Genomic DNA, 14,302 nt, shown 5'->3' on the forward strand with positions numbered 1-14,302 from the left:
GCGAATTACAGCCCTGTAGTTAAAAGTGAAGCTGAGTACCAATTCTGGATGTTGCTCATCGCGGCAGCTGAGGTATCAAGGATTGGTTGTGGGTAAACCCCCAAAAGTACCAACAAGACGACCAACAGCAGCAGAATTGAGATTTCACGGGCATCCATCTGTGGCAATGGCTTATCCGTTTTTGGTGTTCCGTAATAAGCCTTCTGCATCAGGTACAATGCATAGACCGAGGCAAAAACCAGACCAAATACGGACACCGTGGTAACCAGGGTGAATTTACTGAAACTACCGAACAGGATCATGAATTCCCCGACAAAGTTACCGGTTCCCGGCATCCCCAATGTCGCAACCGCGAAAAACAAAGAGATCGCAGGCAACAGTTGAATTCTTCCCCACAAGCCACCCATTTGACGCATATCACGAGTATGCAGGCGCTCATATAGCTGACCACACAGGATGAACAGACCCGCCGCTGACAGACCGTGGGCAATCATTTGGATCACTGCACCCTGATAGGCTAACTGGCTGCCCGTATAAATGGCGATAAGCACGAAGCCCATATGGGACACACTGGTGTAAGCAATCAGGCGTTTGATATCGGTCTGGCTGAACGCCATCCACGCACCATAGAAAATACCAATCACACCCAGCCACATGGCGATCGGAGCAAAATTCGCAGAGGCATCAGGGAAGAGTGGTAGACTGAAACGGAGCAAACCGTATGCCGCTGTTTTCAGCAAGATCCCTGCGAGGTCAACAGAACCTGCCGTTGGTGCCTGACTGTGGGCATCCGGTAACCAGCCATGCAGAGGAACAACCGGCATTTTTACCGCAAATGCAATGAAGAAGCCCAGCATCAGCAGGTACTGAACGGTATAGGACATTGGCGTATTCAACAGTTCTTCATAGTTGAATGACCATACGCCCGTTGCGTCGTAGTGAACAAAAGCCAGTGCCAGAATCGCAATCAGCATGACCAAGCCGCTGGCTTGGGTATAAATGAAGAATTTCGTTGCCGCCGTGATACGGGTTTTGCCTTCTGACCCTCTGTGGCCCCACAGGGCTATCAAGAAGTACATCGGAACCAGCATCACTTCCCAGAAGAAGAAGAACAAGAACAGGTCGATGGCAAGGAAGACCCCCATCACACCGCCGAGTATCCACAGCAGGTTCAAGTGGAAAAACCCTTGATATGGCTGGTTTTCATTCCACGAACAGAGGATAGCCATCAAACCCAACAATGCCGTCAGCACGACCATCAGCAAGGAAAGACCATCCAATGCCAGATGAATGCTGATACCGAAACGAGGTATCCACGGCAAAATGAACTCTGATTGCCACTGTGGGATACCCTGCGGGTTGGTAAGTGTATAACCGCCCTGCAACCACAGGTACAGAGAGAGTAACAGCGTCAGCCCCATCGCGAGAAGCGCTATCCAACGCGGCATACGGGTGCCGAAGCGCTCCGCCTGCCAGCACAGCAGGCCGCCGATGAAGGGCAGAAGAATTAGCCAAGGTAATAGCATGGCGCAATGTGTCCCTTAATTAAACCAAAAGCAGCAGAGCTAAAACCAGCACTGCACCCAACCCCATAGAGGTAGCGTACCAACGGACTTGTCCGTTCTCACTCCAACGCAATCCTTTATTGCCCCAACGTGACAATATGGCAGGAATGTTCATCAGTGAGTTCAAAGGATCGCTTTGCAACAAGCGGGTAATGCCTTTGAATGGTTTCACGAATACCCAGTCATACAGCGCATCAAATCCCCATGCATGGAACCACCATGTCGAGAAGAAACGACCTGGCGCACTGTTCGCAGTGGCATTGACCACATTGCGTTTGCCAAGATACAGCGCTGCCGCCAGTAAAATACCGACAACGGCAACCACACCAGAAATGATTTCCAGCGCCATTTTGCCATCATGCCCGGAATGACTTTCCGGCAGAACACCTGACAGCGGAAGTTTGATCAACGTCGCGCCAATAAAGGTGGATAGCAGCAGCAATATTGACAATGGCAAGGTATGGGTAATGCCTTTGACGGGATGAGCATGGGTATTTTCTTCGCCGTGGAACACGATGAAAATCATGCGGAAGGTATACAGGGATGTCATAAATGCCCCGACCAGCCCCGCCAGCATCAAGTTCATATGACCATTTGCCAGAGCGCCCCACAAGATTTCATCTTTACTGTAGAAGCCGGCGGTCAATAACGGCAGAGCCGAAAGGGCTGAACCACCCACAATGAAGCAGAGATAAACAAACGGAATGCGTTTGCTCAGCCCGCCCATTTTGAAGATGTTTTGTTCATGGTGGCAGGCCAGGATCACTGAACCAGAAGCCAGGAATAACAGCGCCTTAAAGAAGGCGTGGGTCATAAGATGGAAAATGGCCGCATCCCACGCCTGCACTCCCAATGCCAAAAACATGTAACCGATTTGGCTCATGGTTGAATAGGCCAGCACACGTTTGATGTCGGTTTGAACCAGTGCGGCAAATCCCGCCAACAATAAGGTGACAGCACCGATGATTCCTACCAGATGCAGAATGTCTGGCGCCATCAGGAACAGTGCGTGACTGCGGGCAATCAAATAGACACCCGCCGTTACCATTGTTGCGGCGTGGATCAAGGCAGAAACCGGTGTCGGGCCTGCCATCGCATCCGCCAGCCATGTTTGCAATGGCAACTGCGCTGATTTACCCACTGCACCACCCAGAATCATCAGGGTTGCCCAAGTGATCGCGGCTGAACCAGCTTCAATGTGCTGTGGAGCCAATACCGCCAATTCACGGAAACTCAGCGTGCCTAACTGGTCGTAGAGGATAAACATGCCAATGGCAAGGAATACGTCCCCCACGCGGGTAACAATAAACGCTTTCATTGCCGCCGCACCATTGGCCGGGTTTTGGTAGTAGAAACCGATCAGCAGGTAACTGCACAGGCCAACACCTTCCCAACCGAGGTACATCAGCAGCATGTTATCTGCCAGTACCAATACCACCATGCTGGCGATAAACAGGTTGGTATAGGCGAAGAAACGGGAGTAACCCTCTTCGCCCCGCATGTACCATGAGGCATAAACGTGGATTAAGAAACCGATGCCGGTCACAACCCCCAGCATGGTCATTGACAGGCCATCCAGAACCAGATTGACAGGAATATTTAAATCGCCTGCATCCATCCAGTTCCACAATGTCTGGCTGTAAACCAGCCCTCCTGCCCCATTTTGGGAAACAAAATCAATGCCTACCCAAAGTGTCGTTAATGCTGCCAAGCCAACCGACCCACTTCCAATGGTGGCTGACAAATTTTCAGACCAGCGGCCACGGGAAAATGCCAATAGCAGAAATCCCAACAGTGGCAGCAGAATTGTTAAATAGAGTAAGTTCATCCGCGCATCTCACTGACTGTATCAATATTCAGATTTTGGCGACGACGGTGCAACTGCAATAACAGTGCCAAACCGATACTCGCCTCGGCTGCTGCCAGCGTAATAGCCAGAATATACATCACCTGACCATCCGGCTGGGCCCAGTAACTGCCGGCAACCACAAATGCCAGCGCTGCAGCATTGATCATGATTTCCAGCCCAATCAGCATGAAAAGAAAATTGCGGCGGATAATCAGGCAAGTGAAGCCCAATGTAAACAGGATAGCCGCCAGAATAAGACCATGGCTTAATGCGATCATTGTTGATCCTCCGCTCGGTTGCTGATGACTTCGCCCTGTCGGTTTTCACGGCCAATATGGTAAGCCACCACCATCCCCGCCAATAGCAGCAGGGATGCCAGTTCAACAACCAGCACATAAGGGCCAAACAAGCTGATGCCGACTTCTTTGGCGCTGACCACTTCCCCTTTGATTCCAACCGATGACAGTGTGTTAATGGCATAAACCAACACAATCAGCAGTACGATGGACAAAACTGACGGGCCAATCCAGGCTTTGGGTTGCAGCCATGAACGCTCTTGCTCAACGACCGATTTCCCTAAGTTAAGCATCATCACAACGAAGACGAACAACACCATGATCGCCCCGGCATAAACAATGATTTCCAACGCACCGGCGAAATAGGCGCCAAGGGAAAAAAACACGATGGACAATGCCAGCAAGGATGTAATCAGGTACAGCAATGCATGAACCGGATTCGTATGAGTTATCACCCTAAGTGTTGCGAGGATGGCAACCAGCCCTGCGACATAAAATGTAAGTTCCATGAATATCGCTCCTTACGGCAACAGGCTTTTAACGTCGATAGGCTTGGCTTCATTCTCGGCTTCGCCTTTATCTTTGCCGTCAATTGCCATGCCCGTCTTACGGTAAAAGTTATAGTCAGGATATTTTCCTGGCCCGGAAATCAGCAGATCTTCTTTCTCATACACGAGATCTTGACGCTTGAATTCACCTAATTCGAAGTCTGGCGTCAATTGGATGGCTGTCGTTGGACATGCCTCTTCACACAGGCCACAGAAAATGCAACGCGAGAAGTTGACGCGGAAAAACTCCGGATACCAGCGACCATCTTTATGCTCGGCTTTTTGCAGTGAGATACATCCCACCGGGCACACTGCTGCACACAGGTTACAGGCAACACAACGCTCTTCACCGTCAGGATCACGCGTCAGAACGATGCGCCCACGGTAACGGGGTGGCAGATAAACGGGTTCTTCCGGATACATTTGTGTTTCGCGTTTATGGAAGGCATGAAGCCCTATCATCCAAATACTGCGTACCTGGGTGGCGAAACCGACCACTAACTCTTTCAATGTCATGGTTCAATCACCCCTTTATTGAGCGTTGTATAAAATCACTGCGGCAGTTGCCAGCATGTTGAGTAACGTTAACGGCAGGCAGACTTTCCAGCCAAAGGCCATCACTTGGTCATAACGCGGACGCGGCAATGAAGCACGGATCAAGATAAACATCATCATGAAAAATGCCGTTTTCAACGCAAACCAAATGAATGGAGGCAAGAGAGGCCCATTCCAGCCACCAAAAAATAATGTGACGATTAAAGCGGATACCGTCACGATAGCGATATATTCACCCACGAAGAACAAACCGAATTTCATGCCGGAATATTCGACGTGATAACCATCGGCCAATTCCTGTTCTGCTTCCGGCTGGTCAAAGGGATGACGGTGACACACCGCCACGCCAGCGATCGCAAAGGTCAGGAAGCCAAAGAACTGGGGAATAATATTCCAAACATGTTGCTGAGAATTGACGATATCGACCATGTTGAAGGAGCCGGCCTGCGCCACAACTCCCATCATGGACAGACCAAGGAAAACTTCATAGCTCAATGTCTGTGCTGATGCACGCATCGCCCCCAACAGGGAATATTTGTTGTTACTTGCCCAGCCGGCGAACAACACAGCATAAACCGCCAGACCCGCCATCATCATGAAGAACAGAATACCGATGTTCAGGTCTGCCACCATCCATGTAGGGCTTACCGGCACGATGGCAAAAGCCAGAAGCAATGAGCAGAACGCAATGACCGGGGCCAGCGTAAAAATGGCCCGATCGGAGAAGCGGGGTGCCCAGTCTTCTTTGAAGAACATTTTGATCATGTCTGCGACGAGCTGCAACGAACCGCCCCAGCCCACCCGGTTTGGCCCGTAACGGTTCTGGAACAACCCGAGGATGCGACGTTCAAAGAAACTCATGAATGCCCCGCAGATTACCACGACCAACAAAATGGCTACCGCTTTCAGTACGGCAATCAGGATTTCAATCACGTCGGGAGTAAGCCAACTCATTATGCGACCTCCCGTAAATTATTGACTAATTTGCCTGCCAGAACAGGAGGAATGCCCTGCATCCCAAGTGGCAGACCAACTTGCCCCTGCACCAGATTGTGACTCAGGCGCACAGCTAAACGCAGCTGTTGCCCTTCACAATCAAACGCCATAACCGAGCCTTCTTTCACGTTCAGGCGTTCCGCATCTTTATGGTTGATCATCACGTATGGCTCAGCCATCCGCTCCTGAATCACATCGGAACGCTGTGATAATTCCTCACTGCCGAACAGGTGGAAATAAGGGGCGACATACCATTGATTATCTTGTGCGGTGAAAGCAGCCGGGATGCTGTCAAAATAGTTCAAACCGCCATCAACCGTTTCAATCAGACGCACACCGGGATCGCCGAAACGCAGATTACCGCCCACTTCTGCCTGGAATTTGTTCCATGCTTGTGGTGAGTTCCAGCCCGGCGCCCACGCAAATGGAATTTGCTGACGCGGAGCAAATGGGCTGTTATTTCCTTCCATTGAGAAAGCAAACGCGGTATCGATGTCTTGTGGCTGGCGCTGTTCATGAACGCTGACATCCGCCAACATGGCAGTACGGCCACTGTAACGATGAGGAGAACGAGCCAGTTTTTGCCCACGGATACGGAATGTGGCATCTGGTGCGGCGTTAACGATGCCTTTGAATTGCGGCATGGCTTTAACACAGGCTTCGATGACATGGTCAAGTTGTGTCCAGTCAGTCTGGCATTGTGTATAGGTGGTGTAGAGAGAATGCATCCAGCGCCAGCTTTCCAGCATCACGATGGACTTGTCATAAAATGACGGTTCATAAACTTGGAAATAACGCTGGGCACGGCCTTCCTGATTGACCAATGTACCATCACTTTCAGCAAAACTGGAGGCTGAAAGGATCAAGTGCGCTTTATCCATAATGGCGGTGCGCTGATGATCAACAACAATCAGGTTTTTCAGGCTATCCAATGCATGGTCAATTTTATCCGCGGGCGCATGACGATAGAGATCGTTTTCCACCACAATGGCAGTGTCTGAATCTCCTTTAGCGATACGCTGCAAAGCCGTATCCAACGGCTGCGCTTCCATCATCGCCAAACCAAGACTATTGGCATACGCGGCGACATAAGTCAGCCCAACATTTACACCTTTGTCTTTCAATGCCCACGCAATATTTGCCGCGGCCTGAATCAAAGTATCACTGCCCGGGTTGCTGCCACTGATAATCAGTGGTTTTTTCGCATCACGCAGAGCCTGTGCGATTATTTCCACTTTATCTTTCAGATCATCTGGCAAGTCATTGACGGCAGGGGCAATGCTGTTCAGGGCATGAGCGATAGCGAAACCAAAACGCGCCTGATCATCAACCGGTGCCTGGTAACTCCATGCAGCGATATCATCCAAGCGAGTATCATCAATACTGGTCAGGAACAGAGGATACTTGGCGCGCTGACCGATATTCATCACTGCTGCGATTTGCCAATCTGCCACTTTCTGGGCTGCTGCCATCTCACGCGCCTTGCCTTTCACAGCCTGACGCACAGACAGTGCCATACGAGCCGCAGTCTGAGTCAAGTCTTCACCCAATACCAATACGGCGTCGTAATCTTCGATTTCACGCAGAGGCGGTGTATAAACTCCACCTTGTTGAAGAATTTCCAGCATCATGTCAAGGCGGTGCTGTTCTTCCGCGGAAATACCGCTGTAGAAGTTTTCTGCCCCAACCAATTCACGCAACGCAAAGTTACTTTCGATACTGGCGCGAGGTGAACCAATGCCAATGACATTTTCCGCCTGACGCAAAATATCTGCGCCACCTTGCATCACTTGATCAGCATTCAGCGAGATCCACTGATCGCCACGCAATTGTTGTGGCTGGCGAGGACGGTCATCACGGTTGACATAACCGTAACCGAAGCGGCCGCGGTCACACATGAAGTAGTGGTTAACGGTGCCGTTGTAACGGTTCTCAATCCGGCGCAATTCACCATAACGTTCCCCGGGACTGGTGTTACAACCAATACTGCATTGCTGGCAGATGCTGGGTGCAAATTGCATATCCCATTTACGGTTATAGCGTTCTGAGTGGGTTTTATCGGTGAATACCCCTGTCGGGCAGATTTCGACCAAGTTACCGGAAAATTCACTTTCCAGCGTTCCGCTTTCAGGGCGACCAAAATAGAGGTTGTCATGAGCGCCATAAACACCAAGATCTGTTCCATCCGCATAATCTTTGTAGTAACGGACACAACGGTAACAGGCGATACAACGGTTCATTTCGTGGGCAATAAATGGCCCCAGATCCTGATTTTTATGGGTACGCTTGGTAAAACGGTATCGACGAAATGCATGACCCGTCATTACCGTCATATCTTGCAAATGACAGTTTCCCCCTTCCTCACAAACAGGGCAATCATGGGGGTGATTGGTCATCAGCCATTCCACGACACTTGCGCGGAACTGCTTCGCTTCATCATCATCAATAGAAATATAAGTGCCATCTGATGCCGGTGTCATACAAGACATCACCAGACGACCGCGCGTATCTTCCGCGTTCTGATATTGCTTCACCGCGCACTGGCGGCAAGCGCCAACGCTTCCCAGCGCTGGGTGCCAGCAAAAATAAGGTATATCAAGCCCCAATGAGAGGCAGGCTTGCAACAGGTTATCAGCCCCGTTTACATCATATTCTTTGCCGTCTACATGTATCGTAGCCATAGTCAGCATGCTTCCCAATGGCCTGCCGTGGCAGGCGTTAATCAAAATTCAGCCCTAAGCCCGTTTTTACAAGCTATTCTTGCAAAATCGGCCTTACCAACGCTGCTTAAGCAAATTTGGTTGAATACCCGCGATCAGGCTGGTATTGCCATAGTCTTTTGTCACAATGCCCGCTTCGAATTCTTCACGGAAGTATTTGATGGCACTTTGCAAAGGCTCTACGGCACCAGGTGCATGGGCGCAAAATGTTTTACCCGGGCCGAGGAAACGACAGAGCTGTTCCAGCGTTTCAATATCACCCGGCTGCCCTTTGCCACTCTCAATGGCCCGAAGAATTTTAACGCTCCACGGCAAACCATCGCGGCATGGCGTACACCAACCACAAGATTCACGAGCAAAGAATTCTTCAAGATTACGGGTCAGAGAAACCATGTTAATCTCATGATCCACTGCCATGGCCAGTGCGGTTCCCAAACGGCTGCCTGCTTTGGCGATGTGCTCGAAATCCATCGGTAAATCAAGGTGAGTTTCTGTCAGGAAATCAGTTCCTGCCCCACCCGGCTGCCATGCCTTGAATTTCAGGCCGTCACGCATGCCACCTGCGTAATCTTCAAGAATTTCACGGGCGGTTGTTCCGAAAGGCAGTTCCCAAAGCCCCGGGTTTTTAACCCGGCCAGAAAAGCCCATCAATTTGGTGCCGGCATCTTTACTTTTGCCTTCACTCAAACCGATGTACCACTCTTTGCCATGTGCAAGAATTGCAGGCACGTTACACAGAGTTTCAACGTTATTTACACACGTTGGCTTGCCCCAAACACCGGATGTTGCCGGAAATGGCGGTTTTGAACGAGGATTCGCGCGGCGCCCTTCAAGGGAGTTAATCAAGGCAGTCTCTTCACCGCAGATATAACGTCCCGCACCGGTATGAACAAACAGTTCAAAATCGAAACCACTGCCCAAAATGTTCTTGCCAAGTAACCCAGCAGCCTTGGCTTCTTCAATTGCCTTACGCAAATGAACTGCGGCCTCAATATATTCGCCACGCAGGAAGATGTAGCCACGGTAGGCTTTCAGTGCAAAGGCACTGATTAACATGCCTTCCACCAGCAAATGGGGCAGTTGCTCCATCAGCAATCGGTCTTTGTAAGTACCCGGTTCCATTTCATCCGCATTGCACAGCAAATAACGGATGTTCATGCTTTCGTCTTTTGGCATCAGGCTCCATTTCAAGCCTGTGGAGAAACCCGCACCGCCACGACCTTTTAAGCCAGCATCTTTTACCAAAGCGGTAATGTCATCAGGAGCCATGCCCTTCAGTGCTTTTTCGGCTCCCTTGTAACCCTCTTTGCTTCGATATTCATCCAACCAGACTGGTTGTCGGTCATCACGCAACCGCCATGTCAGGGGATGAGTTTCCGCGGTGCGGATAATTTCTTTCACTCCTGAATGCGTTGTCATGGATACTGCTCCAGTAATCGTTCGATTTCTTCGGGTTTGACATAACTGTGGGTGTCTTCATCAATCATCATGGTCGGCCCTTTGTCACAGTTACCCAGACAGCAGGTTGGCAGCAGAGTGAAACGCCCATCTGCTGTAGTCTGCCCCGGACGAATGTTCAAGTGCGACTCTATCGCTGCCTGAACGCCCTGATAGCCCGTGATATGACAGACAACACTGTCACAGTAGCGAATAATGTGACGCCCTACTTGCTGACGGTAAATCTGGCTATAAAATGTCGCCACACCTTCCACATCACTGGCAGGGATCCCCAGTACTTCAGCGATGGCATAAATAGCACCATCCGGCACCCAGCCGCGCTGTTTTTGCACAATTTTCAATGCTTCAATTGACGCAGCACGCGGATCTTCGTAATGGTGTTTTTCTTGCTCAATGGCATCACGCTCTTCTGCGCTCAGAACAAACTCATCGGGTGTCTGAGCGTCCGTTACGTTAACCACATCAAGGCGTACTTGCTTGTTTGCGTTAAATTCACTTTGCATCGTTAGCGATCCACATCAGACATAACAAAATCGATACTGCCCAGATAGACGATAAGGTCAGAAACCAGACTGCCGCGGATCACCGATGGAATTTGCTGCAAGTGAGCAAAACTTGGTGTACGGATACGGGTACGGTAACTCATTGTGCTACCATCACTGGTCAGGTAATAACTGTTGATACCCTTAGTCGCTTCGATCATCTGGAATGATTCATTGGCAGGCATGACCGGCCCCCATGACACTTGCAGGAAGTGGTTAATCATGGTTTCAATGTGCTGTAAGGTACGCTCTCTTGGTGGCGGTGTAGTCAGAGGATGATCGGCTTTGAATGGGCCTTCTGGCATATTTCTGAGACACTGCTCAAGGATGCGCATGCTCTGGCGGATTTCTTCCACTTTCAGCATCACACGGTCATAGCAATCACCGTTGTAACCGGTCGGAACTTCAAAATCGAAATTCTCATAACCGGAATAAGGACGCCATTTACGAACATCAAAACTGATCCCCGTCGCCCGCAGACCTGCGCCAGTTACACCCCAGTCGAGCGCCTGTTTTGAGTTGTATGCAGCTACACCAACGGAACGCCCTTTCAATACACTGTTTTTCAGCGCTGCTTTGACATAGGAATTCAAGCGTTTTGGCAGCCAGTCCAACAGGTCTCGCAGAAGTTTATCCCAGCCGCGCGGTAAATCGTGGGCAACACCACCGATACGGAACCAGGCAGGATGCATGCGGAAACCAGTAATGGCTTCAACGACATCGTACACTTTTTGACGGTCAGTAAAGGCAAAGAAGACGGGGGTCATGGCACCAACGTCTTGGATAAATGTACTGATATACAGCAGGTGGCTGTTGATGCGGAATAACTCAGACAGCATAACGCGGATGGTTTTCACCCGATCCGGCACTTCAATGCCCGCTAATTTTTCAACGGCCAGCACATACGGCATTTCGTTGACACACCCACCCAAATACTCAATGCGATCGGTATAAGGGATATAGCTGTGCCATGACTGGCGCTCACCCATTTTTTCAGCGCCGCGATGGTGATAGCCGATATCAGGTACACAATCTACGATTTCTTCGCCATCAAGTTGCAGAATGATGCGAAACGCGCCGTGGGCAGAAGGATGGTTCGGCCCAAGGTTGAGGAACATGAAATCTTCATTGTCAGTACTGCGTTTCATGCCCCACTCTTCTGGTTTGAAAGTCAGCGCTTCCATTTCCAGATCTTCTTTCTGCTTGGTTAACATGAAAGGATCGAATTCCGTCGCACGCGCAGAATATTCTTTGCGCAACGGATGGCCTTCCCATGTCGGCGGCATCAATATGCGACGCAAATTCGGATGCCCATTGAATGTCATACCAAACATTTCCCATGTTTCACGCTCATACCAATTGGCATTCGGAAAAATTGACGTGATGGTCGGGATGTTCAGGTCTTGTTCAGCAAGCGCGACTTTCAACATAATGTCACGGTTACGCTCAATGGAAATCAAGTGATAAAATACTGAAAAATCCGCAGCCGGCAGCCCTTGGCGATGAGAACGCTGACGTTCATCAACACCATGCAAGTCAAACAGCATGACATATGGCTTAGGTAATTTTTTCAGAAATGTTATTACTTCCAGTAACTGCTCCCGCTTCACCCAAACAACTGGCATGCCAGTGCGGGTAGGCTGAACAGTAAAGGCATCCGGGCCAAATTGACGATTAAGCTCGTTTACAACCGGATCATCGACATGATCCCGTGTTTCCCAAGCAGGCCGGGCGCTTTCTTGCGCTATCTGATCTGTCATCTTTCTTCACCACAACGCTTGATCAGGGTTTTTGTGATCGCAACACATTGCTCTTGGTTACGCTATATGGCTATCCCCTTCGTCTTTCAAGCCGTAGCTTTGTTGGCCATACTCACCCCAGCCACACAGTTATCTATTGAACCGGGGGGATTAATGAAAAGCGTCTGCCTTTCACCGGAGGCCAGTCTTGGGCTGGGCAAATTCGTTCCAGAAGAATTTGTCGCACCTTGCCACCGGGCTACATCTTGAAATCCATTGGGTCTAAAAGCCTTAAATTTCGTCTGGAGTTCGCAGGTTTTTCACTGCGATACGTTCACCGCGTTTCCGTTCTCTTTCTGATTGCATATTTGCGCGGTAAACCCCCTGATCGCCAACAACCCATGACAGTGGGCGGCGTTCTTTGCCTATTGATTCCTGCAACAACAAAAGTGCTTGCATATAGGCTTCTGGGCGGGGAGGACAGCCAGGAATATAAACGTCTACAGGGATGAACTTATCAACCCCCTGCACAACGGAATAAATATCGTACATTCCACCGGAATTCGCGCAGGCTCCCATCGAAATAACCCATTTAGGTTCCAGCATTTGATCGTACAAGCGTTGGATAACGGGAGCCATTTTGACGAAGCAGGTTCCTGAAATCACCATGAAATCGGCCTGACGCGGGGATGCCCTCAATACTTCTGCACCAAAACGTGCAACATCATGAACAGCAGTAAATGACGTCACCATTTCCACATAACAACAAGAAAGGCCAAAGTTATAAGGCCACAGGGAGTTCTTTCGCCCCCAGTTCACCATATCATGCAAGGCGTTCTCTAATTTGCCCATATAAACACTACGGTGAACATGCTGCTCCAGGGGATCGCTGACAATTTCCTGTTTTTGCAGGGGATAACGGTCATTCTCACCGTTCGGATCTATGCGGGTGAGCGTATAATCCATCTTTATGCCTCGCTATTACTGCATATGACTGTTGTTGGTATTGATGTAAGTGTCAGCACTCGGTTTACTGACTTGACGTTTTGAACGTGCCGGAGTCCAGTCCAACGCGCCAATGCGCGCCAGATAAACCAAGCCTGTCAATAACACCAAAATGAAAACGCTTGCTTCAGCAAAGCCCAGCCAGCCGCTCTCTTTGATTGAGACCGCCCACGCATACAGGTAAAGGGCTTCAACATCGAAGATGACAAAGAACATAGCGACCAAATAGAACTTCGCTGACAAACGAAGACGAGCACTGCCAACTGAATCGATACCTGATTCATAAGGTACGTGTTTTGCTCGGCCTTTCGCTCTGCCCCCCATGAAGTATCCGCCCAATAACATGAGCGTACACAAGCCAAGGGCACCTATCAGGAAAACCGCAAATGCCCAGTGATGGGCTAAAATTCCAGTGGATGTAGACATACTCGTTGCTTACTCATCAAAAGTGGTATCAGGATATCTGCTCTTTTTACCGGCAGTATTGACCACATCGATTCATGGGAAGGGATAACAACCAAATCTGAAACTGCGCTAATCAATATAATTTATCGCTTGAATCGTTTTGGTTTTTATTCCTCTCAACAATAACTTGCCTTAACGGCAAAGCGCTCACGTATTTATTTACAAACAAAAAACCATTGATTAACAGATTGTGCTTATATTTCGCTAAAACGTGTCAGTAATACGAAAAAAAAACACCTGAACATAACTAGTCTAACCGATAACTCGACTTTACTACACCATTATCGCAGGAAAAACCTGTCTTTCCACTGTGGTGTTTGGGGTATTTTTATGATCAAGTGCACAGATCTATTGAAAAAAGCCCAACAGTTGAATGCAATTCATACAATTCTTAATAGGTTGTTTTTAAAAAGAACAATCGCATTACAACAAAACAGCTGCTTTTCAGTACTGAATTTATTTTAGCAAGTTAGATATATAGAACTTGTTAAGAAATCAACATTTCCTTAACCAAAATTCGATAGAGAGAGAAAAATTAATAGAGGATATTTTTTATTGTAAATA

At 49.3% G+C, this 14,302-nt stretch carries 13 protein-coding genes; 1 reads left to right on the forward strand and 12 read right to left on the reverse strand.

From position 1 onward, the window contains the following. Positions 1-5: 5 nt before the first annotated feature. From nuoM to nuoC, 10 genes are all read right to left on the reverse strand, one after another. Positions 6-1,526 carry an NADH-quinone oxidoreductase subunit M gene (gene nuoM, locus FE392_RS08050; protein ID WP_319929716.1) on the reverse strand — a complete coding sequence of 507 codons (1,521 nt, stop codon included), beginning with the start codon at positions 1,524-1,526 and terminating at the stop codon, positions 6-8. 19 nt (positions 1,527-1,545) lie between these two features. Next, entirely contained in the window at positions 1,546-3,393 is a 1,848-nt protein-coding gene (gene nuoL / locus FE392_RS08055) for an NADH-quinone oxidoreductase subunit L (RefSeq protein WP_319929717.1), read from the reverse strand. Next, positions 3,390-3,692: an NADH-quinone oxidoreductase subunit NuoK gene (gene nuoK, locus FE392_RS08060; protein WP_319929718.1), complete on the reverse strand. Its 303-nt coding sequence runs from the start codon at positions 3,690-3,692 to the stop codon at positions 3,390-3,392. Before nuoK ends, nuoL begins: the two co-directional genes overlap by 4 nt. Then, positions 3,689-4,219: an NADH-quinone oxidoreductase subunit J gene (gene nuoJ / locus FE392_RS08065; RefSeq protein ID WP_319929719.1), complete on the reverse strand. Its 531-nt coding sequence runs from the start codon at positions 4,217-4,219 to the stop codon at positions 3,689-3,691. The genes nuoK and nuoJ overlap by 4 nt, the downstream gene beginning before the upstream one ends. A 12-nt stretch (positions 4,220-4,231) precedes the next feature. Beyond that, the gene (gene nuoI / locus FE392_RS08070; RefSeq protein ID WP_038237098.1) at positions 4,232-4,774 is read right to left on the reverse strand and encodes an NADH-quinone oxidoreductase subunit NuoI; all 543 of its coding nucleotides are present in this window, start codon (positions 4,772-4,774) and stop codon (positions 4,232-4,234) included. Between the two features lie 15 nt (positions 4,775-4,789). Next, a complete protein-coding gene (nuoH, locus tag FE392_RS08075; RefSeq protein WP_319929720.1) occupies positions 4,790-5,767 on the reverse strand; it encodes an NADH-quinone oxidoreductase subunit NuoH in 978 nt (325 codons plus the stop codon). Continuing rightward, entirely contained in the window at positions 5,767-8,490 is a 2,724-nt protein-coding gene (gene nuoG / locus FE392_RS08080) for an NADH-quinone oxidoreductase subunit NuoG (protein ID WP_319929721.1), read from the reverse strand. Before nuoG ends, nuoH begins: the two co-directional genes overlap by 1 nt. A gap of 93 nt (positions 8,491-8,583) precedes the next feature. Next, entirely contained in the window at positions 8,584-9,948 is a 1,365-nt protein-coding gene (gene nuoF / locus FE392_RS08085; protein ID WP_319929722.1) for an NADH-quinone oxidoreductase subunit NuoF, read from the reverse strand. Next, positions 9,945-10,490: an NADH-quinone oxidoreductase subunit NuoE gene (nuoE, locus tag FE392_RS08090; protein WP_319929723.1), complete on the reverse strand. Its 546-nt coding sequence runs from the start codon at positions 10,488-10,490 to the stop codon at positions 9,945-9,947. The genes nuoF and nuoE overlap by 4 nt, the downstream gene beginning before the upstream one ends. A 2-nt stretch (positions 10,491-10,492) precedes the next feature. Next, positions 10,493-12,289, reverse strand: a complete 1,797-nt coding sequence (gene nuoC / locus FE392_RS08095; protein WP_319929724.1) for an NADH-quinone oxidoreductase subunit C/D — start codon at positions 12,287-12,289, stop codon at positions 10,493-10,495. 33 nt (positions 12,290-12,322) lie between these two features. On the opposite strand from nuoC, the gene FE392_RS08100 reads away from it, so the two are divergent. Continuing rightward, the gene (locus FE392_RS08100) at positions 12,323-12,538 is read left to right on the forward strand and encodes a hypothetical protein (protein WP_319929725.1); all 216 of its coding nucleotides are present in this window, start codon (positions 12,323-12,325) and stop codon (positions 12,536-12,538) included. A gap of 21 nt (positions 12,539-12,559) precedes the next feature. Here the strand turns inward: FE392_RS08100 and FE392_RS08105 are convergent, their stop codons facing one another. Both FE392_RS08105 and FE392_RS08110 read right to left on the reverse strand, forming a co-directional pair. After that, positions 12,560-13,234 (reverse strand): NuoB/complex I 20 kDa subunit family protein, encoded by a 675-nt coding sequence (locus FE392_RS08105; RefSeq protein WP_010846751.1) that lies wholly within the window; start codon positions 13,232-13,234, stop codon positions 12,560-12,562. Between the two features lie 15 nt (positions 13,235-13,249). Beyond that, on the reverse strand, positions 13,250-13,699 hold the full coding sequence (locus FE392_RS08110) for an NADH-quinone oxidoreductase subunit A (RefSeq protein WP_319929726.1): 450 nt from the start codon (positions 13,697-13,699) through the stop codon (positions 13,250-13,252). Between the last annotated feature and the right edge of the window lie 603 nt (positions 13,700-14,302).

It is taken from the genome of Xenorhabdus santafensis (genome assembly GCF_033949405.1).
Lineage (GTDB): Bacteria > Pseudomonadota > Gammaproteobacteria > Enterobacterales > Enterobacteriaceae > Xenorhabdus > Xenorhabdus santafensis.